Origin of the sequence: Nocardia sp. NPDC087230 (assembly GCF_044744725.1) — a bacterium.
GTDB lineage: Bacteria > Actinomycetota > Actinomycetes > Mycobacteriales > Mycobacteriaceae > Nocardia > Nocardia canadensis.
This window is the reverse complement of record NZ_JBIUYV010000019.1, coordinates 19334-38522: the sequence shown is the minus strand read 5'-3', so window position 1 is coordinate 38522 and position 19189 is coordinate 19334. Positions and strand designations below refer to the sequence as shown.

Here is a 19189-nt window from a genome sequence, read left to right as displayed (position 1 = left end):
GCGCGTCGGCGCCGACGCGGTCCTTGATGTCTTTGTTGACCCTGAACGGGAAAACGGATGTGCCACCGGGCATAGCTCGGCCCCCTTCTGTCGAGTGAAGGTGCCGTCACCCCTGCGCCGACACCACGGGCCAGTATGGCGGCGTGGACTGACAGAACTTCTCGGATCGGTTGAACACCAACCACACTCGCGTGCTACCCGGCCGCCCTCGCGCTTCCGCTCGGGCTACTGCCGGGACCAGGCGCATGCGATGCCGACGGCGTCGGGCGATCGCGGCCAGTCCTGGGTGTGGGGCGGGGGACCTCTTCACCCCTCCAGCTCGGCGAAGGCGAGCAGCTGCTCAGCGATCTTTCGTGCCTGCGCAGCATCGAGGTGCAGCTCGACCGTGGACGACGGGTCGCGGCTTCCGACGTGCTGGGCGGCGAAGGTCACCATGGCCCCTCTCGGCAGCACCCCGCTGTCGAGGCGGCTCATCGGCCCCTGCGTTATTCGAGCATCAGCGTTGGTCACCACGAACTTGTTCAGGTCTTTGACTTGGTCGTTGATCAGCACCTGCCATCCGGAGACCCCTTCGGCGTCGTGGCAGACCCATGCGTCGCCGGCGTCGATCGCGGTGGCGTGATCGACGCACAGGAAGACCTCGTAGGGGTAGCTGGACCATCCGAGCTTCTTGTGGGGGTCCAGATTCTTCCCGGTCACCGGATCGGCGGGGCAATCCTTCACCATACAATTCATGTTTACATTGTGATTCGCGAATGCATCCAGGAGCGGCCGACACGCCGCCGACTTCGAACATCAGTTCGGCCGTCGATGGTCGGCTATGCGCTGCGCAGTTCCTCTTCGCGGAAGAGGCCGGCGACGTGCTCGTCGGCGAAGTCCAGGTCGACGCTGACTCGGCCGTTGGAGACGCGCACGACGGTGCCCTTGACCTCGCGCGCGCCGTAGGTGACGCGCACACGGTCACCAGCCTTGAAGTGGATCGTCTTGTTGCGCGCGGCGGCGCGGCGCCTGTGTGCGGGCGTGGTCGCCATGTGGTCCACCTCCTTCACCAACTCTTTCCTGCCGTTGTCTGCAAGTATGCCTCGACCACGCGGTCCATTCCAGCGACGAACGCCTTGAGCTTGACTCGCCATTTCTTGAAGGTGCCCAGGGTGAGCGGCTCCTGGATCTCGCGGAGCTTGGTCTCGTCACGGTGGGCGATGCCGTTACGGGCCTTGTTCAACTTGTCGATGTGGACCCGCCAGTCGTCCCGTTTTGCTGGGTACATCGCCTGGACCGCGGGCCAGAAGTCGAGCCCGATGCTGGTGAAGTCGTTTCCGATCGACCCGGATTGGGCGTTTCCGCCGTCGAGTTTGCGGCCTCGCAGCAGCGCGTTGCGCAGGATCGGGATTCGTGGGTCACCGAGCGGTTCGAGGCCGTCGGTCATCACCCACGCCGCATCTTCGTGGAGGTCTCGGCAGTAGCCCTGGAACTCACCGGCCAGGGCGACGAACAGCGCGTGGTTGAGCTGTTGGGTGGCGTATTGGCGGCCGCGACGGCCGTCTACGACTTTGCCGTGGACCGCGACTAGCTCGTCGAGTCGATCCGAGCGGTCGGAGAGCCATTTCTGCAGCGCGGGAGAGGGCTTGGGAGGCACCCCGCGAGGGTAATGCCGACCCCCGACGACCAGTTGGGGAAAGTCGTTGGCGCTGTGGCGGCGTCGACGACTGGGCGGCGGATACGGTCTCCTCATGGAGGAGGAAACACACGAAGAGCGGGCGCGCCGCATATATCAACAGATCGAGATACAGGAGAGGCGAGAGGAAGCGGCGTGGCATCCAGCCAGGTCCCTGGAGCGGACGGCCTGGAACGTGGTGGGCTGTTGGCAAATGCTGATCTCCGAGGTCAACCACATCTACTTCGACGCTGCTGGGCCTGCAGGAGACCCGCTGCACAGTGTGGAACTGCCAGTGAAAATCCGGAAAGCCGCTGAGCTCCTACGGATCCGCTGGCCGCACGATGAGTGGTCGGGGGCAGCGAACCGGACGAAGAACGTGCGGCACAAGCTCGCGCACCTGCTCTACATCGAGTCCATCTCGGGTACGAGGCCCGATCGGACGATGAGCATTATGCGTATGGGTCAGCCTGGAGAAGCACGAGTCACTCCTACGGGCCACCCGCGCGGGCTCGACTGGCGTCAGGTCCCGGATCCGCTGACAGACCCTGATGGCATTGCGTGGTCGCAGATGACTTGGCACACCGACGAGATCACCGAGGCCGAGCTGTCGAGCACTCTTGAATCTTTGCGCTGGATGCGCGACTGCTGTCGGGTCATGCAGCGCTTGGGCTCGATCGCGAGGGAGATAGCGCCCCGCCGCGGGCTCAAGCTGCCGCCCGGTCATCAGGAGGAAATTCCTTGGTGGTTTCCGGTTTGGGGTGACCGCGCTACCGCGAGGCTCACGTGGGGTGACGTCTTTCAGTAGGCGCTGAGGTCATCCAAGGCGAAGTGTCGGGAAACGATCGTTTTCCGACACTCGGCCGCCCGAACCGGAACGGCCAGGCCGCTCGATTCCCGGTGGTGTTGAAAAAGGTGTTGTAAATCAGGAGTGTTCAAAAACTCCGGAGAACCGTTTTTTGTACACTCGTTGGGTGACAGCGACTTCCGATAGCACCGGCCTGGCGCCGCTGACCCTCGATGGCGACGCCCTCGACCCGATCGGCGGCGGGGGAGCGCTCGTCGGCTACGGCCGCGTCTCCACCCGCGACCAGAACCTCGACCGCCAGCTGCGCGCACTGCGCGAGGCGGGTTGCCAGAAGATCTTCACCGACAAGAAGTCCGGCAAGGATGTCGAGCGCGCCGAGCTGTCGGCCTGCCTGGACTACCTACGTCCTGGCGACACCCTGGTCGTGCCGTCGCTGGACCGGCTCGGCCGCTCGCTGCAGGATCTGATCACGATCGTGGCCGACCTGCGCCGCCGCGGCATCGGATTCCGGTCCCTGCACGAAGCCCTCGACACCACCACTCCCGGCGGGCGCCTGGTGTTCCACGTCTTCGCCGCGCTGGCGGAGTTCATCCGCGAGTTGATCGTGCAGGGCACCCATGAAGGCCTGGCCGCCGCACGAGCCCGCGGGCAACGTCTCGGCCGGCCACCGGCGATGACCGACGAGCAGATCCGCCAGGCCCGCGCGATCCTGACTCGGCCCGAGGAGACGGTGTCCTCGGTGGCCCGGCTGCTCGGGGTTTCGCGGGCCACGATCTACAAGTACGTCCCCGAGCTCAGCAGCTCGACCGCAGCCCCGGCGCTGGCGGCCGCGTCGAATTCCGAAGAGGGAGAACAACGGTAATGGCCAAGAAGTCCGCGTCCGAGCTGGCCGACGAACTGTCCGGGATCGGCGAGGAGATCCGGCAGCGCGCGACCGATGAGGCCCGCACCGACATCGCCCAGCACATCAGGGAGATGTTCATCGGCGGTCCGAAGATCGACCGCAAGGGCTTCGGCGGCGATTCCCCGGACACCTGCATCCACGAATTCCTCGACGACCATCCGTCGATCCAGAGCGATCCGCTGCTCGAGGCTGCGGCAGAGCGCTTCGACGAGAACGGGATCAGCGACGATTTCCGCGCGGGCATCGCCTTCGCCTGTCGACTGTTCGCGGATCTCGGCTTCGACTACTGACCTGGTAGAGGTCACCGGGGCCGGGAGTCGAACTCCCGGCCCCGCCTGTCAGGGAAGAGGCGGCGGACTATTCGGGAAGGTGCGCGTCGGCGGGTAGTCGCCGCTGCGCATCGCCGCGGTGTAGGCCACGCGGTCGCCACTGAAGTAGAACGACCAGGTGTTGTCGCTAAAGCGCACCGCGACCGGTCCGTCTCTCTGGTGCTCGACCGCGATCACCCGGCCCTCGGCAGTCGCGGCCGCGATCGCCGCCTGCCGAGCCTGCTCTCGTTGTCGAAGGTCGCGCTGGAAACGGCGCGCGTCGGCCGCGGCCCGACGGCGTTGCCGCCACTTCGGCCAGTGTTCACTGGTCCAGGTGCGAAGGAGTTTCGCGAGCCCGATCACCGCCGCGACGACGAGCGAGATCACACCTGTCTGCCACATGTTCAGATTCATGGCGCGGACCGTACGGACAGGGGGTGCAAAGCCCCGGCCGGCCGAACGACCGTCGGCGGGCGGCGTCTTCGGCGGCTGCCTGGAGGATCACTGAGCGTCTACGCCGATAGGCCATACAGGATGCGCGTAGTTCTTCGCTGAGGTGGCAGCCGCAACTGCGGCTGCCACCTCAGCGCTATTCGAACCAGCTCAGAATCTTCGGCAGCCACTCTCTACGGGCGTCGGTGGCAGCGTCGCCGGCGAACCGGCCGAAGAAGGACCCAGCCGCTGCCCCGAGCAGCATCTGCCACCCCTTCTGGCGATGACCAGCGCTTCGGGGACGGGGGCCAGTGTTGTCGTCGCAGCCGGATTCAGCCCGCTGCTGCGGCCGCCTTACTACAGTCATTTCCTACCTCGATGATGTGTTCTTCAGCGATTCGCGGATATTGAGGTGTCCCCGGTTGCCTCTGCCTGCTGCAACAGGCGGAGGTGGCCAGGAGGTGGCCCCCGGTCCTCGAACTGACGGCTCCTCCGGTGGAGGTGACCAGCGGCGGTCATTGAAGCTCGGTCATGGACTTGGACGCGATCGAGGAAATCGCCGGAGTGGCTCGCGTCGCGGCCTGAACCTGATACACGAACCCCGGGGCGGAGATGGCTGTGGTTTCATTCGCGATCCAGTGGCCGAGCGCGGTGTCCTGGGGGATCACGATCCCGCCGGTGAAGTGCTTCTTGATCAGCTTTTTCTTGAACCGCAGCAGATGTGAGCGCACCGTCGTCGGGTTCAGGCCCAGGCGTTTGGCTGCCTCTGCCAGGCTCACCCCGTCGTAAATGCGCAGCAGCAGTGCCGCGCGCAGGTCATGGGGAGCTTGCAGGAGAAGCTTGCGAGCGAGCTCGCGTCCTTCGAACTCCTCGAATCCGGCGTCTGGCCTCTGGAGAAGAGCCAGATAGGTGACGGTATCGCCACGCAGTTCCTCGACCTGCTGCTGGTGAGCACGGATGACGTCGCCCAGCCGGTTTCGGCACGCCCCGATGAAGTAGGTGGGAATCGAGGCACCACGCGACGCGTCGTAGATGCCGGCGTCGAGATTGCGCAGGAACGGAACCAGGGCGGTGACAAAGGTTTCGATCGCAATGTCCTCGCGGAGGTCCCGATCGACCTGAGCTGCCGCGAGTACCCGTCGCGGCAGGTTCCCGTAGCGGCAATGCCTGTCGGCGTCGCCATCGCTGAGCCACTTGATCATGGATCCGACGGCCTCGTTGTAGAGGTCGGCGGCGAGGTGCTGACCAACCGTGGTCATCTTCCCGGCGCTGTTCACATATTTTGCCATCAAGTCCTCACATTTATCAGCCGAAACAGCCTTTATTGGTTGTACGGCTGTGTAAGGGCTTGGCGTTGCAGAGCTTTCGGGAAGCCGTCTCAGGTTGCTCGGCGCCTTTCCGGTCTCGCGAGCGCGTGCGCGTGCGTGCGCGTGCGTGCGCGTGCGTGCGTGCGTGCGCGTGCGTGCGCGTGCGTGCGTGTGCGCGTGCGTGCGCGTGCGTGCGTGTGCGCGTGCGTGCGCGTGCGTGCGCGTGCGTGCGTGTGCGCGTGCGTGCGCGTGCGTGCGTGTGCGCGTGCGTGCGCGTGCGTGTGTGCGTGCGCGTGCGTGTGTGCGTGCGCGTGTAGGAAGCCTTTGCTGCTGCCGTTGCACTCACCTCGGCCCGACGCAGCAGCGCGCACTCGATCAACCCTTCAGGACCGAAACCCGCTGTGCGTGAGATCTTTCAAGATCATCGGAACCGAACCGGGGTGGCTCGCGTCGAACCAATATGTAGGCCGGAACAGGAGGATCCGGCCACAAGAGGGGGAGGAACGCACATGCACGTGCGAAAGCTGATCGTCGCCATCGCTCTGCCACTGGCCATCGGCGCCGGGATGGTCGGGACCGCCACCGCATCGGCACAGCCGACGGCGTCGGCGCCCGGCGTGGTCCAGGCCGACCCGATCGCCCGACACACCGCTACGGTGAAGTGCCAGCTGGTCAAGCACGGTGGTGAAGCTCAGGGGTACATCACCGGCACCGGCTCCGGTAAGACCAAGCCGGATGCGATCGCCGCGGCGAAGAAGGACGCGGACAAGAGCGTGCCGCAGGGTTACTACAAGCGCCACTGCAAGGAGATCTGACAAATGCCGGACGAGAAACGGTTGTGGGAGATCCGTCTGGGCGTGATCGCCTCGGAGCAGGAAGCACGCGCGGTCGCCGAGCAGATCGAGCGGCTGCTGTGCCCTGATCCCGATCACGCACCGCCGTGCCCGATCCCGTGGAGCCTGGCCATCGACGACGAGGACGACATGAGCGCGGACCGTCGGGCTGAATACGACGACGTGGTCGAGCAACACCGGATCGAGTCCGGAACCGGCCAATAGACCCGGACCTGCGCTGGTCCTGGTCGGACGGGCCGATCAGCCGATGGCCACCGAGACAATGCCTCGGTGGCCATCGTGTTCTTGAAGCCTGGTTTACGAACGGGCTGCCGAACACCCGCTCCTGCGAGTCATCCGCCGGCGCCCGGACGCGAGCAGGGTGTTCGGTAACGGTCGTTTTTCGAACGGCCCGTCCGTGAAGTACAACTTGTCCAACCCAACCAGCGCCGCGCACCGCCGTTCCGGTAAGCACGGTGAACTGTTGAGCAAGGCGGTGAGGAGCCACCATTGGATATCGAATTGGTTGATCTTCGGCCCGGCGATGGGGGAAGCCTCCAGCCGATCCTGTTCGACGACACGGCCGGCTTCAATCCGGATTGGTGGCCCCGCCGGAGCCTCAGATCCCCTCATCCATGGTTTGTACAGGCATTCGTCGGTGGTGATGAGGTCGCCCGCGTCCAGCTGGAGGAGAAGGTCTGGCTCGAGGCATACACCGGGAATGACCAACTGAACGACAGCGCGCTCAAGATCCAACTTCTGGAGGTGTCGCAGCCGGTGCGGCGCCGAGGTATCGGGGTGTCGGTGGTCGAAGCGCTGGCCGAGCGACATCCTCATCGACGGCTCGTAGCGTTCAGCGAAAATGCCGATCCGTTTTGGTCCTCCCTTGGCTGGGAGCGCTACAACCATCTCTCTAAAAAAGGCTGCCAGCCTCTTTTCATCCAGCCAGCACGATCTTAGTGACCACCGAGACAGTCCGCGGTGCCCGAGGCTCGGGACCAGCTGCGGGAGACCCCCTGTATCGGAGCCCGAATTGACGTCTACGAGGTTCCGGGGCGATATCACCAAGTGGGCCGACAAGGATGGCGTCACGGCGCCCACCCCCACCATGTTTGAGGTGTTTCATGGGTCTTTCATTTGGCGTCTCAGGTGTATTTGTAAGTAGTTTCATTAAGGCACCTGGCAGGGCAAGTATCAGCGGAACAACTCGGTTGCCACGATCACCTGAGGAGCTATCTTTATGTCATGACCGTTGATCCGTTTGCTGGCCTCGAGGATGAGAAGCCGCTCAGCCCCTCGGAGGCTCTCGGCGCGCTGCTGGAGAGCGCAAAGCGTGGCTTCGCGCCCGTGAGGAACGTGCTCGTCCAGCGCCCTCAGGGCGATCCGAAGGGGCGCCCTTCTCTCTTGGCGGAGTTCGTCACCAACCGCCAGGAGCGCGCACTGGAGGCGCTTCTCACCCTGTACGCCCTGCAGCCGGTGTTGTCCGAGGAGGACGACGCACTTCCGCTGGGCGCATGGGCGAACATACTCAGCACTCGTAACCGTTGTGGTCTCACGACCGCGTCCAAAACCTTTCGCGTGCTTGAGGAGATGCGGCTGGTTACGAGGAAGCGCCGAGGCCACGCGACCGTCGTAACCCCCCTCCTTGAGGACGGCAGCGGCCGAGCGTGGACGAAGCCGGGTGCATCGGCGAAGGATCAAGACCCCGTGGGCTACTTCACCATCCCCCATGCGTTCTGGACCGAGGGGTACATCGACCGCCTTCGACTGCCAGGCAAGGCGATGTTGTTGATCATGCTGAAGGAGACCCAGGGCAAGCCACCCTTCGAGATGGCTGTGGAGCGCGCACACGAGTGGTACGGCATTTCGGAGCGGACCGCCGAGCGCGGCTACGCGGAGCTGAACGCTGAGCGGCTGTTGGACATCCACATCCAGCGGGTTGCTTCCCCCCGGCTTCCGCCGGGCGTTCTGCGAGAGCGCTACCACCGTGCGCTGCGCGCACCGTTCAGCACGGCCGACCGGCGCGCGCTGCAGGAGGCTGCTCGCAGCAGCCACGCCCGACCATCCGCAGGAGGTCTGTGAATGGCCGGCCAGTTGAATGCGTTCATCGATGAGTCCAAGCGCCCTGGCAAGTACATCATCTGCGCGGCGACCATTGCCACTGGGGACGTGGCGGCAACGCGGTCGGTACTCGAAGCGCTGCGGCCGCGGGGTTCGAGACGAATCCACATGAAAAGCGTCGACAAACCCCTGCCGATCATCGACGCTGTCGCCGAACTCGATGCTCATAGCCACCTGTTCGTCGTGACGAAGTCGCGCTCGGAGAGGCAGGCGAGGAACGCGGCCTTGGGCGCAGCGGTCCTGACTCTGTCGGAGTTGCAGGTGACGAGAGTGCGAATCGAATCGTGCGACCAGGACGAGGAAGATCGCAGGATCATCCATGAGGCGCTCGCCGGACGCGCGGAGATGGACTACGACCACGAGTTGCCTAGCTCGGGCAACCCCCTGCTGTGGCTGCCCGACATCCACGCCTGGGCATGGGGCCGCGGTAGCCACTTCCGGAAGAAGCTGACCCACCGAATGACGGTTCACTACATCCCATAGACGACGAGAGCTCGACCCCCTGGGGGGTCGAGCTCTCAAGTCATGTGGGCCCGCAAGGCTAGAAACCACTCGGTGAGGCTGCCTGCGTGGGTACTTACGCCCCGGAGACCTCCTACACGCACCGCTTCCAACAGCTAAAGCTGCTGACATCGCCATAATGCTTGCCGCAATGCAGGCAAGCAAGTCGTTTCATAGTGGCACCTGAAAGGTCCAGAAACTAATTCCCAGTACGGCAATCTACTATCTTCGCGTCCGCAGAATGCGCCCCCACCGCGCTCAGCCGCGTACCCCAGATGCTACTTCTCCGAACCGGTGAGGAGGTCAGCGGCGACGGACTGCTGCGGCACCCGAGCTTCTGCGGGATCCGCACCGACAAGACCCCCGACGAAGTCGGTTTGCCCAGCTGAGCGCCGATATCGCACCTACCGACCCCATCCGACTGAAACAGGAGGGGATCACCGGCGCTACCGGCACCGAGCACCCTCGAAGCTCTGGACTTATAGGACTGCAACAGGCGAAATTCGGGTGTCCACGGTTGAGCCATGACCCACGACACCCCCGCCCACCCCATCCCACAAGAACTCTGGCGCCGGCGCCGGATCCCGGCCACCCCAGGGTTTGCACCCCTACTCCGTACGGTCCCGCGCCATGCAGACGCAACCGAACATCGAACCGCACGACGAGACCCGATTCGCTGAAGAACCCGCACCACAAGCGCGTATTACGTCCGTGATACGATCGATCGTGTTCGAGTTCCTCTGGACCGACGAATCCGAAGCGCACATCGCGCGTCACAACGTCACGCCGTCAGAAGTGGAAGAGGCGGCGCGGAAACCCAACTTCACCACGGATGGCGTCAACAACACGACCTTGGTGTTCGGCCAGACCTACGCTGGGCGCTACCTCAAGGTCGTCACCGCCGAAGCCATGGACGGACGCACCTACGTCGTCACCGCGATGGAGATGAGCGATTCCGAACAGAGGTTCTTCCGGCGAAAGGTGACATAGGGATGAGCAAAACCACCAAAGCCGACATCGACGCGGCCCGCGAGTACTACGAGACCCACAGCGTCGAAGACGAGATCGACAAGTCCGTACCGGGCGAGCCGGTCACCTCGCCCATGTCCGGCTACAGCGTCCGCCTGCCCACCGAGATACTCGAACAGGCCCGCAAGATCGCCGGCGAGCGCGGAATTACCACCGGCGCCTGGCTACGCGAAGCCATCGAGAACGCCGTCGCCGCGCACACCACCGAGCCCAGTGAGAAATCCGGCGCCGTACCGGTCTCCGAGATCCTCGCGCTCGTGGCAAAACACTCGGCAGCCCCTCAACAGCCCGACCACGAAGAGCGCACCGCTGCCCAGTACGGACGTTTGTGGAACATATACATGACCACGGCGTCCTGCGAGGATCCGACCATTGATGCCCCGGCCCCGGCCGCGCCGAAGGATTTGCGACGTAGCGTCTTCCTCGAGGTGGACGGCGTGCTGCACACACTGACAGACTTGCCAGCCCCCATCGACGACGAACGGGGCGAGCAGGCCGTGCTGGCCTGGCTTCAGGACTACCACGATCGCCAGCTCCCACGCGCCGCTGGAATGGACGTCGCTTGGCCAGATAGGCGCGTGCCGGTCAAGTGGTGGGGTCGAGCACCGGGCAGCGACGTGGAAGTCACCCGTATCGGAAACACGACCAAGCGCCGCACGGCGCAGCAGCGCCTCGCCTCCAGCCGCCGGCATCCCAAGGTCTGAGCAGGCCAAGGCCAACGGAGGCTCACGCGCGACTGGATCCGGGCGATTCCGCTACCGACCTGCGGCGAACTCCTCGATACGGTCCAACAGCCGCGCGAGGATGACGGCGGGCTTCTCCCCGGGCGTGTAGCCGACCCAGTCAAGTCCGACGATCCGGCGGACCGCGTCGATGTCGGTGGGCTCTGGCCGCGGTGTGACGGCAGCGCGCACGTGCGCGTAGATGTCTGCGGCGCCGTCGTTGAGCGTGGCCACGACGGCCAGGACCAGCTGCTGCTGGCGCGTGGAGAGCAGGTGCTCGTCGGCCATACGGGCTATTCCGTCCAGGGCGTGAGGTCGATCAGCCGCATCCGGAACGCATAGGCACCCGGTGCGTCCAAGGTTGGCTCGATGCGGGCGCCGCCCTCGTCGTCGAGCTCGATCACGCGGAACTGCTGTGTTCCAGCCGAACCGATCCTGACTAAGTCGCCCACCTGCATACGAGCGAGAATACTCGAACATATGAGCGAGACATGGGAGCCGGTCTGGATGGTGGGCCGGACCGTGGTCGACCCCGGCCGGCTCTACGCGGTCCGCGGCGGCTGGGCCCGCCCGGCACCGCAGGCCTGCCGCAACGGTCACCTCCTGCGCGGGGGCAAGGTGCTGGTCGGATCGCTGCCGTGTGGACTGCACGGGCATCACCGGACATGGTGGTGCCGGACCTGCGGGCACGAGATCATCTGGCCGCCGGTCGATGGCCACTGCCGCCTCCCGCACTGACCCGGGCCGATACGCTCGGCCGCATGGTCCGCCCCGATGCAGCCGGTGAAGCACTCGTCGACGCTGCGCTGCGCTGGCTAAGCGAGACCAGCACGAAGCAGGTGCGGGCAGCCCTCGCGAGCGTGACATTGCCCGCGAACCTGCGTGCACACGAAGGGTTCGTCCGCGAGGTCCTTGAGGACCCGTTCACCTTCGCGCAGGAGCACCGGGTGGCGGTGGCCACCGCCGTGCTCGCGGCCGCCGAGCACAGCCGCCCGCCGGAGTAGACGCCAGACCAATGCCTGGCGTCTACCGATCGGCGGCTACTCCGGCTTCTTGCGGATCCGGCGCCGGGCGCGCCACTGCCGTATTTGACGCCGGGTCCGCGTCCACACCCACACCAGCACGTGCTCGGCGATGAGACCGAGCACCACCCACCCCAGAGCTGTCGCCCCGTCCACTACCTGATCGATCACCGTGACTCCTCGTCGTCTCGAACTGACGAGATGAGGATGACCAGGTGCTTCTCCACGCAGGTCACAGCGATTTCAGGCCCCTGTGGGCGCGAGCTGGCGAGGCAGCTCCGTGACGTGATCTACAGCTCGGGCCCGCCGCCGCGTGCCTGACCGAGATCTGGCGGGAGGTGTCCGCGGTACGGCTCGGGCCCGGTCGACGGCGACTGCGTCGGTCGCCTCCGGACCGGGTTCTTACGTTCCTGCTCCCGCCGGGCCTGCTCGGCGATGCGCTGCTGCGGGGTGAGTTCAGACCGTCGAGCGTGCTCGGCTTCGAGCTTGTCGAGGTTGGCCCGCAGGTACCGCTGCAGATAGCCGGCGTCTGCGTCGAACTCGCGTTTGTCGTCCCGCTGGGCCTGAGCAAGAAGCTGCTGTTGGCTTCGCGGGTCGGCGGCTGCTTCGATCCCGTGCCACTCCTCGCGCGGTGACCCGGTCGCCTTGGCCGCGGCCTCGGCAGCGACCTTGGCTGCTGCAGCTTGCGGGGTCAGCTCCTCGATCGTGGTGCGAGAGGCTGCGATGTCCTTCTCCAACTGCTGGCGGGCCAGGAACTTCCGGCGCGGGGTGGCGTCGAGGTTCTTCTGCAGTTTCTGCAGCGACCAGTCCTGCCGCTCCTTCTCCCGCCGCAACTTCTCGGCCTGCTCGTCGGCCTTGCGCGCGGCCTCGATCGAGGTGACCTTGCTGAGAGCAAGAGCGATGTCGTCCTTGGCCTTGCGGACATACGGGCCTTCGACGCGGCGAGCGTCCAAGTCTCGGGTCAGCACCTCGACCTCGGCGCGTAGGTGGTCGAGCTCGCTCTCCAAAGTCGCGTCGTCGAGCGTGCGCGGCCGAAGATCCCGGTCCGAGAAGGCGACGCTGGCCACCGCCACCGTGCGGACGGCCGACTTCTCCTCCGCGGTCAGCTCGGCGTAGAACGGCTTGCGCTGCTTCGGAGTGGACTTGCGCTTCGGCGCCTCCGCCGGCGGCGGGGTCAGCGGACCCTGCGCGGCCGCAACTCGGGAGCCCTTCCACTTCGGGGTAGCCGGGGTCTTCGGTGCGGCCTCGGTCTGCGGTTCACCGCGACGTTCCGCGGCGCGGATCGCGATCGCGGAGAACACCTGTGCTGCGTCGCGGTCCCACTGGTAGCGCCGCTGCTCCAGAGACTGCTCCCACCGCTCACGCACCGGGAGCAGCTGCTGTCCGGTCACGCCTTCGACGGCCAGGGCGCGGGAAAGCTCGCCGCGGTGCCGATGCGCGCGGGCGATCTCGATCAGCGCCGCAATCGCGGCGAGCAGCAGAATCAGCAGCAGCGCCAGGAGCGCCACTGCGACCGTCGCGACGGCGTCGTCCGCGTTCTGCTGGCGGCCAAGACGGCCGGGCAGACGTGTGCCCGCATCGAGCGGTGTCGTCGACAGCAGCAGCTTGGTCAGGTCCCCGATGGGACGGTCTTTCGCCGTCGGCCGGTACCGACGCCGCCCAGCGTGCTGCGCTTGCGCAGACCGTGTCAGTTCCTTCGCCGCTGCTGCCAGCGCCCCGGGGGTCTCGCCTTCGAGCTGCTCGCTCCACGCCGAGAACGCACCCGCCGCTTGGCCTGCGACCCACGCCCAACGCGCCCGGTCCTCGCGCGGGATCTCGGCCAGGTGCTGCTGCCAGTCACCGAACTCCACGGCGGCCTGCTGCCACAGCTCGGCCTGACTCCGCGGTCCCCGGCCCCGCGACGAAGACCGGTTCGGCGCTGCCGTCTTGTTCTTCCACACCGCGCGGGCCTCGGCACGACCCTGCTCGGTGTCGGTCCACTGCTGCTCGCGCAGAGCGGTCAGGGTCAGGTCCTTGGCGAGGGTCCCGCCACCGAGCCACGGCCCGGCCTCGGCGCCGGCGCGGTGCAGACGCACCTTGTATCCGGTCACTTCGTTCTGTCCGCCAGCGGCCCAACGCGGCGCAACCGAGACGCCGGACTCGCGCAGCGCGGTGACGAACTCGGTCTCGTTCTCGGCGCCGACCGCGGCCGTCCGCACCAACCGGCGCAGACGGTCACGCTCGGATTCCGGTGTGCGGCCGGACCGGGTGCGCTCGAACTCCGCCCGACTGTCACCCGACAGCGAGCCGCCTTGCTCACGGGAGGCGAGCACCTTCAGCCCGTACCGGTGCTCCAACAGGTTGCAGACCTCTTGGGAGCGCGGCCAATCCCCCTTGGCCTTGCCGGGCCCGTAGTCATAGGTCGACACCCGAGACCCGTCGTCGCGAACGAGGGAGGCAGCGATGTGGATGTGATCCTGGCCGTCCCCGCGCTCACCGGAGAGCCCGTGCCGCACTGCCGCCCATCTCGCCTGCGCGCGCTTGGCGTCCGGCGAGGCGGTGAAGCCCATCTCTGTCATGAAGTCGTGCACGACTGTCGACCACTGCTCGTCGGTCAGCGACTCTCCCGGCTCCAGCGACAGCACGCAGTGCCAGACCGGGGCGTCCCGCATCACGCCGGCCTCACCCTTGTCCGGGCGCTCGATGACATCGACGCGCTTGCCGCGGGTGGCGGTGGCGGCCTTGGCCTTCATCCGCGCCTGGGTGCCGTAGAGGCGGCGGGGGATGTCGATCTCGTGTGCGACCGCGAGCGCGGTGTCGCGCGCGGGCCGCTTGGCATCCTTGCCATCGAAGTGATCGAGCCACACCTCGCGCATCACCGTGGGCGAACCCGCGATGATGTGGCGGTCCTTGTGCTCGTTGTGGTCACCCTCGCCGAGCAGGTAGACCATGAGCCCGCCGATCTTCTGCCCGCGGCTCACCTTCGGAATCATCGCGCCGCCCTCACCGTCGCGTGGTGTCGCGCGCCAGCTGCTGCAACTCCGTCGCGCGCTCACGCAGCTCGTCGATCAACTCCCGCACATCGTCGAGCACCTCGTAGATCTCGTCGGAGGAGATCACCCCGTTGCTGTTCGCTACCCGGGCGATCTGGTTCAGGTTCGACCCGATCTTCGACAAGTGCTGCAACCGGATCATGTCCATCGCCTCGGTCGCCGAGAGCACCAACGTCGCGAGCGCCTGGCGCTTCGGCCATGTCAGCCACGGCCGCGGCTTGCCGGACTTGGTCGTCGCTGACGCGACTGGATTGACCGCGCACTCCCCCAGGTATCGAGGCACCGTCATCGACACCTCTTCGGCCGCCGCCGCCACCTTCGCGTACTCGGCATCGGTCAACCGGACCTTCACGATCCGGCGTCCCTCCGCCTCGTCGATGTTGGAACGCCGGCGACGCGAACGCTCACGCGACACCTCCTGCGCCCGGCGCCCACCCGTCTCCGTCGGCTCCGCCGCGACCTCCGTGCTCACCGCCTCGCCACCACCATTGTTCCGACACCTCCCTTTCGGCTCCCGCCGACAGCCCAGCGCAGCGCCCACCCCGGCTGGGTGGTGACCTCACCCCGAAAGGGTGAGCACAGATACGGGACCGTATCCGTTAACTTGCTCCGTCGGGACTGTTTCAATAGTAGCGGTTCTGTGGGTGGTGTGTCGCGTTTGCGTGTCGGACTGTGTTGAGGTGGTTTTCAGCGTGGTTTCGTGGTGTGGGTTCTAGCGTTTCGGGGCATGGATGGGTCACATGCTGCGCGTGCTGATGAGCTCGCGAATGAGGCGTACAGGATGTTGAAAGTGGCGCTGGATACGTCGGGAGATGTGCCTGAAAGTGGGTGGGCAGGTCAGTACGCCGGCAGCGGTCGCGAGGCGGCGGACCGCGTGATGTGGGAGAGGCTGCGGGCCGTTCAGGCGCAAGCACAGATCCACGCCACGCTCGCGCTTAGCGACACCCGCGCGCACGAAGCAGCGTCCGCGCGCAGGTAGTGTTCGGACGCGACAGGGCCCTGGCGGATACGACCCGCCAGGGCCCTGTCCCTATGTGAGGGACGAGAGATCAGATCAGGCGGGGACCCACGACCTGGCTCACGCGCGAGAGCGCGCGCCCGACTGTGGAGTGCGGCAGGCCGACTTGGGTGCCGATCGCGTTGGCTTTGTGGCCCTGCGAGGCGAGCAAGTAGATCTCGGTCAGCATCGCCACCGGCTGCTTGCTCAGTCCGCGCTCGGACACCGCGCGCGCGAACCGGCCCGCCTCCGCGCGCGACAGCTCGCGATCGAACGGGCCGTGATCGGTCGCACGCGATCGGTCGCCGCGCGCGATCACCGCGGGCTCGGTCGCGCGCGCGAGTGCACCCGTGGTCGAGGCTTCCCGCGCGCGATCGGCGCGCGACGGCCGCGCGCGATCGGTGTCTTCGCGCGCGATCGAGACGAGCGCGATCGGCGCGATCGGCGCAGTCCGCGCGCGATCGAGGGTCTCCTGCCCGCGCGCGACCGACTCCTCGGCGGGAGCAACGTCCGCGCGCGGCTGCTCGGTCTCGACAACGTCGGCGGGGGTCTGCTCGCTGTCGTGCGCGGCGATCGGAGCGTGATCGGTGTCCAGCTCAGCCGGGATATGCGCGGCGATCGATGCGGGCGCCGCGGCCGCGGTGCTGTCGTCTTCGCGCGCGATCGGCGCGCGATCAGTGGCGTGCGCGGGCTGCTCGTCGCGCGCGATCGGCTCGGTGCCACTGTCCTCGGTCGCGCGCGCGACGATGTCGGTGTCGCGCGCGGTGTGCGCTGCGCGCGCGATCGACTGAGCGATGATTCCGCGCGCGGGATCGAGGTCCTCGCGCGCGATCGGCGCGCGATCAGTGGCGTGCGGGATCGCCTCGTCGCGCGCGATCGACTCATCCGTCCACGCGCGATCGGTCGAGTCCGCGGTCGCGCGCGGGTCGTCGATCACTGCCTCGGTCGCGCGCGGCAGCGGGGCGGTTGCGGGATCGTCGATCACGCGCAACTCGTCCTCGTACTCTGCGAGCACCGCATCGTCGTCGACCATCCGCGTTGTGACGCTCGGCGCCGCAGTGTCGGCGCGGGTGCTGACGGCGAAGCGCGCGGTGTCGGCGAGGGCGGACATGCGCTCGGCGATGTCATCGCCGGCGGCGTCGGCGGCCGCGACCGCGCGCTCGATCGCGAGGCCGTAGCGGCGCATCACCGCGGTGTGGGCGAACAGCGCGACGCCGACCATCACCGGCGCGACGGAGTGCACGGCGATGTTGTAGAGATCGCCCTTGCCGACGTAGGGGTAGACATTGAGCCCGATGCTCATCGCCAGCAGCGCGCCTTCGAGCCAGCGGATCAGCGTCTCGTCCTCGCTGACACGCCACCGCGAGACGGCCGCGGAGTTGACCATGAAGACGACCAGCACGGTGGAGATGAGCGCTTCGAGCAGGTAGCTCGCCCAATACAGCGGCTCGCTCGGACCGCCGGGAGCGAGGTTGTGCTGGACATTGACCGCGCTGTAGAGCATCGCGGCGATGACCACACCGGCCAGCGCGCGACCAGTCCAGGTCTTCTTGCGGAACAGGTCGGCGACCTGCGCGTGGGCACTGCCCTGGCGCCGCTGCTCGGCAAGCGCGCGACGGGCGGTGACCAGGTCGCCGGCCTCGGCGCGCACCAGGTCCTCCTGGGCGCGGCGCATCACGCCCGCGATCGACTGCGCGGACTCGGCCTGGGCGAGCCGTTCGCGGCGGTCGTGATCGCGCACCGATTCCGCGACGGTGCGTTCCTCGCGCAGCTCACGTTCGGAGAGCGCCGCCAGCAGTGCCGGGTCGTGCTGCTGGGCGATGCGGTCGTGGGCTTCGGCGCGGCGCTCGGGCAGCTGCGCGGTGAGCAGTGGATCGGCCTCGACGGATTTGCGTCGGAACATCAGTGGTTCCCTTCCGGGATGGAGGGCATGCGGCCCTCGTTGTCGGGTGCCGGGACTCCGGCCGCATCGAGGTAGGCGTTGATCGCGGCGTCGACAGTTTCGGTGAGCACGAAGCCCTGGGTGACGATCCACTCCAGCCGCGCGATGGTAGATACCTGCAGCTGGGTCGAGAACGGGCGCTTTGCTGGTCCACGACGGCCACGACGGAGCGGCAGGGCGATCTTCGCGGATTCGGACGGTTCTGGCATACCCAAATTCTACATGCATTTCTACATACATGTAATACATACATGTATTACATGTATGTTTGCTAGCTAGCCTAGCTAGGGCTACTTGCTATGGGTGTTACGGTCTCGGTGTGAGCGCATCTATCACCGGCGGGCCGCGCCGGATCGTGTTGGCCAACCAGAAGGGCGGGGTCGGCAAGACCGCGACCACGTTGGGCCTGGCCAGCGCGATCAAGGACGCCGGCGGCCGGACGCTGATCGTCGACATGGATCCCCAGGGCAACGCGACCACCGGGGTCGGCATTGCCGTCGGCGATGGCCAGCTGACCGTGAAGAACCTGTTCGATCCTGGCCGGGAGCCGGGCTGTCTCGTCGACGTGGTGGTGGCTTCGGAGTGGGACGGGGTCGATGTCGCACCTGCCGATACCGAGCTCGGTGTGGTCGCTGAGTCCGGTAACGCCGACGTGGTGTGGCGCCTGGATGCGGCGTTCGACGGGCTGGACCTGTCGGCCTACACCGCGATCCTGTTCGACTGCCCACCGACACTCGGCACGTTGCTGTTCGCCCCGTTGCTCGCCGCCGATGAGGTCATCGTCGTCACCGAGCCCACCGGCGACAGCCTCCGAGGCGTCGGCGAACTCGAGAAGACGGTCCTGAAAGTGCAGCGACGGCCGAACCAGCGACTGCGGATCGGCGGCATCGTGGTCTCTCGCCGCCGCGCGCGCGGCGAGCACATCGCTCGCGAGCCTGAACTGCGCGCCGCCTACGGCAACCTCGGCGACGGAAACGGCGGCCTGGTCGCCCGGACCGTCATCCCCGAGCTCGGCGCCCGCGAGGACGCCCACACCCTCGCCCAGCCGATACACGAGTTCCGGGGCGGCAAGGCCTTGGCGCTCCAGGTCGCCTACACCGATCTCGCCCGCGAGCTCGACCTACTGCCGAACGGGGTACCTGCATGAGCAACATCAACCGGCCACCGGCGATCAAGCGCGCACACCCCGCCGACGCCCTCCCCGAAAAGCCCTCCCCCACTGCGGAGCCGACGTCCGTGACGCCGTCAGCCGCTCCAGCGAGCTACCCGGCCCCTCCGCCGCCAGCGGAGCTCGCCGAGCGGCTCATCGAACAGCACAACGTGAGGATCCGACCGTCGACCAAGGCGCGGCTCTCGCGTGCGGTCGACAAACTGCGCTACGAGACGGGTGACCGAACCATCTCGGCCGCCTCCCTCACCGATCGCGCCATCACCGAGTACCTCGACCGCCACGGCTGCTAGCTAGCACCGCTACAGCCGCTACCGGCGCCGACCTGCGGTTATCCGTGAATAGCAACGTCGCTATGGTTGCTAGCATGCCTAGCTAGCTAACCAAGCATGAGAAGCGTTCCTCGCGA

Annotated in this window: 26 protein-coding genes; 14 read left to right on the top strand and 12 right to left on the bottom strand. The window is 66.7% G+C overall.

Going from position 1 to position 19189, the window contains the following annotated elements; all coding sequences use genetic code 11:
- Window positions 1-306: 306 nt before the first annotated feature.
- The 3 genes from ACIO52_RS32050 to ACIO52_RS32040 all read right to left on the bottom strand — a co-directional run bounded on the left by ACIO52_RS32050 (window position 307) and on the right by ACIO52_RS32040 (window position 1636).
- The gene (locus tag ACIO52_RS32050) at window positions 307-726 is read right to left on the bottom strand and encodes a hypothetical protein (protein WP_402649194.1); all 420 of its coding nucleotides are present in this window, start codon (window positions 724-726) and stop codon (window positions 307-309) included.
- A 92-nt stretch (window positions 727-818) separates the two neighbouring features.
- Complete coding sequence (locus tag ACIO52_RS32045; RefSeq protein WP_402649191.1) at window positions 819-1049, bottom strand: hypothetical protein; 231 nt, start codon at window positions 1047-1049, stop codon at window positions 819-821.
- A complete protein-coding gene (locus ACIO52_RS32040) occupies window positions 1046-1636 on the bottom strand; it encodes a hypothetical protein (protein ID WP_402649188.1) in 591 nt (196 codons plus the stop codon). Before ACIO52_RS32040 ends, ACIO52_RS32045 begins: the two co-directional genes overlap by 4 nt.
- Before the next feature lie 94 nt (window positions 1637-1730).
- Here ACIO52_RS32040 and ACIO52_RS32035 point away from each other — a divergent pair, with 94 nt between their 5' ends.
- The 3 genes from ACIO52_RS32035 (at window position 1731) to ACIO52_RS32025 (ending at window position 3656) form a co-directional block, all read left to right on the top strand.
- Window positions 1731-2462 carry a hypothetical protein gene (locus ACIO52_RS32035; protein WP_402649185.1) on the top strand — a complete coding sequence of 244 codons (732 nt, stop codon included), beginning with the start codon at window positions 1731-1733 and terminating at the stop codon, window positions 2460-2462.
- A 232-nt stretch (window positions 2463-2694) separates the two neighbouring features.
- Window positions 2695-3324 carry a recombinase family protein gene (locus tag ACIO52_RS32030; RefSeq protein ID WP_402649197.1) on the top strand — a complete coding sequence of 210 codons (630 nt, stop codon included), beginning with the start codon at window positions 2695-2697 and terminating at the stop codon, window positions 3322-3324.
- Window positions 3324-3656, top strand: a complete 333-nt coding sequence (locus ACIO52_RS32025; protein ID WP_402649182.1) for a hypothetical protein — start codon at window positions 3324-3326, stop codon at window positions 3654-3656. The genes ACIO52_RS32030 and ACIO52_RS32025 overlap by 1 nt, the downstream gene beginning before the upstream one ends.
- Window positions 3657-3704: 48 nt before the next feature.
- On the opposite strand, the gene ACIO52_RS32020 is transcribed toward ACIO52_RS32025, so the two are convergent.
- Together ACIO52_RS32020 and ACIO52_RS32015 are read right to left on the bottom strand one after the other, a co-directional pair.
- Window positions 3705-4088, bottom strand: coding sequence for a hypothetical protein (locus ACIO52_RS32020; RefSeq protein ID WP_402649179.1), 384 nt, complete (start codon window positions 4086-4088; stop codon window positions 3705-3707).
- A gap of 533 nt (window positions 4089-4621) precedes the next feature.
- Window positions 4622-5395: an RNA polymerase sigma factor gene (locus tag ACIO52_RS32015; RefSeq protein ID WP_402649177.1), complete on the bottom strand. Its 774-nt coding sequence runs from the start codon at window positions 5393-5395 to the stop codon at window positions 4622-4624.
- 527 nt (window positions 5396-5922) lie between these two features.
- Between ACIO52_RS32015 and ACIO52_RS32010 the strand changes: the two genes are divergently transcribed.
- From ACIO52_RS32010 to ACIO52_RS31980, 7 genes are all read left to right on the top strand, one after another.
- Window positions 5923-6228, top strand: coding sequence for a hypothetical protein (locus ACIO52_RS32010; RefSeq protein ID WP_402649173.1), 306 nt, complete (start codon window positions 5923-5925; stop codon window positions 6226-6228).
- Between the two features lie 3 nt (window positions 6229-6231).
- Window positions 6232-6471, top strand: coding sequence for a hypothetical protein (locus tag ACIO52_RS32005; protein ID WP_402649170.1), 240 nt, complete (start codon window positions 6232-6234; stop codon window positions 6469-6471).
- Window positions 6472-6756: 285 nt separating this feature from the next.
- Window positions 6757-7206: a GNAT family N-acetyltransferase gene (locus tag ACIO52_RS32000; protein ID WP_402649167.1), complete on the top strand. Its 450-nt coding sequence runs from the start codon at window positions 6757-6759 to the stop codon at window positions 7204-7206.
- Between the two features lie 285 nt (window positions 7207-7491).
- Window positions 7492-8328: a hypothetical protein gene (locus ACIO52_RS31995; RefSeq protein WP_402649164.1), complete on the top strand. Its 837-nt coding sequence runs from the start codon at window positions 7492-7494 to the stop codon at window positions 8326-8328.
- Complete coding sequence (locus ACIO52_RS31990) at window positions 8329-8850, top strand: hypothetical protein (RefSeq protein WP_402649161.1); 522 nt, start codon at window positions 8329-8331, stop codon at window positions 8848-8850.
- Window positions 8851-9498: 648 nt separating this feature from the next.
- Window positions 9499-9858 (top strand): hypothetical protein, encoded by a 360-nt coding sequence (locus tag ACIO52_RS31985; RefSeq protein ID WP_402649159.1) that lies wholly within the window; start codon window positions 9499-9501, stop codon window positions 9856-9858.
- Between the two features lie 2 nt (window positions 9859-9860).
- Window positions 9861-10601, top strand: a complete 741-nt coding sequence (locus ACIO52_RS31980; RefSeq protein ID WP_402649157.1) for a hypothetical protein — start codon at window positions 9861-9863, stop codon at window positions 10599-10601.
- Between the two features lie 51 nt (window positions 10602-10652).
- Here the strand turns inward: ACIO52_RS31980 and ACIO52_RS31975 are convergent, their stop codons facing one another.
- Both ACIO52_RS31975 and ACIO52_RS31970 read right to left on the bottom strand, forming a co-directional pair.
- A complete protein-coding gene (locus ACIO52_RS31975) occupies window positions 10653-10907 on the bottom strand; it encodes a hypothetical protein (RefSeq protein WP_402649154.1) in 255 nt (84 codons plus the stop codon).
- Between the two features lie 5 nt (window positions 10908-10912).
- Window positions 10913-11077: a hypothetical protein gene (locus tag ACIO52_RS31970; protein WP_402649151.1), complete on the bottom strand. Its 165-nt coding sequence runs from the start codon at window positions 11075-11077 to the stop codon at window positions 10913-10915.
- A 22-nt stretch (window positions 11078-11099) separates the two neighbouring features.
- On the opposite strand from ACIO52_RS31970, the gene ACIO52_RS31965 reads away from it, so the two are divergent.
- Entirely contained in the window at window positions 11100-11357 is a 258-nt protein-coding gene (locus tag ACIO52_RS31965; RefSeq protein ID WP_402649148.1) for a hypothetical protein, read from the top strand.
- A 23-nt stretch (window positions 11358-11380) separates the two neighbouring features.
- Window positions 11381-11623, top strand: a complete 243-nt coding sequence (locus ACIO52_RS31960; RefSeq protein WP_402649146.1) for a hypothetical protein — start codon at window positions 11381-11383, stop codon at window positions 11621-11623.
- A 36-nt stretch (window positions 11624-11659) separates the two neighbouring features.
- Here ACIO52_RS31960 and ACIO52_RS31955 read toward each other — a convergent pair whose 3' ends face one another.
- The 5 genes from ACIO52_RS31955 to ACIO52_RS31935 form a co-directional block, all read right to left on the bottom strand.
- Window positions 11660-11812, bottom strand: coding sequence for a hypothetical protein (locus ACIO52_RS31955; RefSeq protein ID WP_402649143.1), 153 nt, complete (start codon window positions 11810-11812; stop codon window positions 11660-11662).
- A gap of 119 nt (window positions 11813-11931) precedes the next feature.
- On the bottom strand, window positions 11932-14613 hold the full coding sequence (locus ACIO52_RS31950; RefSeq protein ID WP_402649140.1) for a relaxase/mobilization nuclease domain-containing protein: 2682 nt from the start codon (window positions 14611-14613) through the stop codon (window positions 11932-11934).
- A 10-nt stretch (window positions 14614-14623) separates the two neighbouring features.
- Entirely contained in the window at window positions 14624-15214 is a 591-nt protein-coding gene (locus ACIO52_RS31945) for a MobC family plasmid mobilization relaxosome protein (protein WP_402649138.1), read from the bottom strand.
- A gap of 508 nt (window positions 15215-15722) precedes the next feature.
- The gene (locus ACIO52_RS31940) at window positions 15723-17573 is read right to left on the bottom strand and encodes a hypothetical protein (RefSeq protein ID WP_402649136.1); all 1851 of its coding nucleotides are present in this window, start codon (window positions 17571-17573) and stop codon (window positions 15723-15725) included.
- Window positions 17573-17821: a hypothetical protein gene (locus ACIO52_RS31935; RefSeq protein WP_402649133.1), complete on the bottom strand. Its 249-nt coding sequence runs from the start codon at window positions 17819-17821 to the stop codon at window positions 17573-17575. Before ACIO52_RS31935 ends, ACIO52_RS31940 begins: the two co-directional genes overlap by 1 nt.
- A 110-nt stretch (window positions 17822-17931) precedes the next feature.
- Here ACIO52_RS31935 and ACIO52_RS31930 point away from each other — a divergent pair, with 110 nt between their 5' ends.
- The gene (locus ACIO52_RS31930; protein ID WP_402649130.1) at window positions 17932-18759 is read left to right on the top strand and encodes a ParA family protein; all 828 of its coding nucleotides are present in this window, start codon (window positions 17932-17934) and stop codon (window positions 18757-18759) included.
- Window positions 18756-19073, top strand: a complete 318-nt coding sequence (locus tag ACIO52_RS31925) for a hypothetical protein (protein WP_402649127.1) — start codon at window positions 18756-18758, stop codon at window positions 19071-19073. Before ACIO52_RS31930 ends, ACIO52_RS31925 begins: the two co-directional genes overlap by 4 nt.
- Window positions 19074-19189: the final 116 nt, after the last annotated feature.

Coding starts and splice junctions, on each gene's coding strand:
- ACIO52_RS32025 (WP_402649182.1), top strand. CDS start 3,324: ATGGCCAAGAAGTCCGCGTCCGAGCTGGCCGACGAACTGTCCGGGATC.
- ACIO52_RS31985 (WP_402649159.1), top strand. CDS start 9,499: ATGCAGACGCAACCGAACATCGAACCGCACGACGAGACCCGATTCGCT.
- ACIO52_RS31960 (WP_402649146.1), top strand. CDS start 11,381: ATGGTCCGCCCCGATGCAGCCGGTGAAGCACTCGTCGACGCTGCGCTG.
- ACIO52_RS31995 (WP_402649164.1), top strand. CDS start 7,492: ATGACCGTTGATCCGTTTGCTGGCCTCGAGGATGAGAAGCCGCTCAGC.
- ACIO52_RS31975 (WP_402649154.1), bottom strand. CDS start 10,907: ATGGCCGACGAGCACCTGCTCTCCACGCGCCAGCAGCAGCTGGTCCTG.
- ACIO52_RS32010 (WP_402649173.1), top strand. CDS start 5,923: ATGCACGTGCGAAAGCTGATCGTCGCCATCGCTCTGCCACTGGCCATC.
- ACIO52_RS32005 (WP_402649170.1), top strand. CDS start 6,232: ATGCCGGACGAGAAACGGTTGTGGGAGATCCGTCTGGGCGTGATCGCC.
- ACIO52_RS31925 (WP_402649127.1), top strand. CDS start 18,756: ATGAGCAACATCAACCGGCCACCGGCGATCAAGCGCGCACACCCCGCC.
- ACIO52_RS32050 (WP_402649194.1), bottom strand. CDS start 726: ATGGTGAAGGATTGCCCCGCCGATCCGGTGACCGGGAAGAATCTGGAC.
- ACIO52_RS31990 (WP_402649161.1), top strand. CDS start 8,329: ATGGCCGGCCAGTTGAATGCGTTCATCGATGAGTCCAAGCGCCCTGGC.
- ACIO52_RS31935 (WP_402649133.1), bottom strand. CDS start 17,821: ATGCCAGAACCGTCCGAATCCGCGAAGATCGCCCTGCCGCTCCGTCGT.
- ACIO52_RS32035 (WP_402649185.1), top strand. CDS start 1,731: ATGGAGGAGGAAACACACGAAGAGCGGGCGCGCCGCATATATCAACAG.
- ACIO52_RS32015 (WP_402649177.1), bottom strand. CDS start 5,395: ATGGCAAAATATGTGAACAGCGCCGGGAAGATGACCACGGTTGGTCAG.
- ACIO52_RS31950 (WP_402649140.1), bottom strand. CDS start 14,613: ATGATTCCGAAGGTGAGCCGCGGGCAGAAGATCGGCGGGCTCATGGTC.
- ACIO52_RS31940 (WP_402649136.1), bottom strand. CDS start 17,573: ATGTTCCGACGCAAATCCGTCGAGGCCGATCCACTGCTCACCGCGCAG.
- ACIO52_RS31965 (WP_402649148.1), top strand. CDS start 11,100: ATGAGCGAGACATGGGAGCCGGTCTGGATGGTGGGCCGGACCGTGGTC.
- ACIO52_RS31980 (WP_402649157.1), top strand. CDS start 9,861: ATGAGCAAAACCACCAAAGCCGACATCGACGCGGCCCGCGAGTACTAC.
- ACIO52_RS32020 (WP_402649179.1), bottom strand. CDS start 4,088: ATGAATCTGAACATGTGGCAGACAGGTGTGATCTCGCTCGTCGTCGCG.
- ACIO52_RS31970 (WP_402649151.1), bottom strand. CDS start 11,077: ATGCAGGTGGGCGACTTAGTCAGGATCGGTTCGGCTGGAACACAGCAG.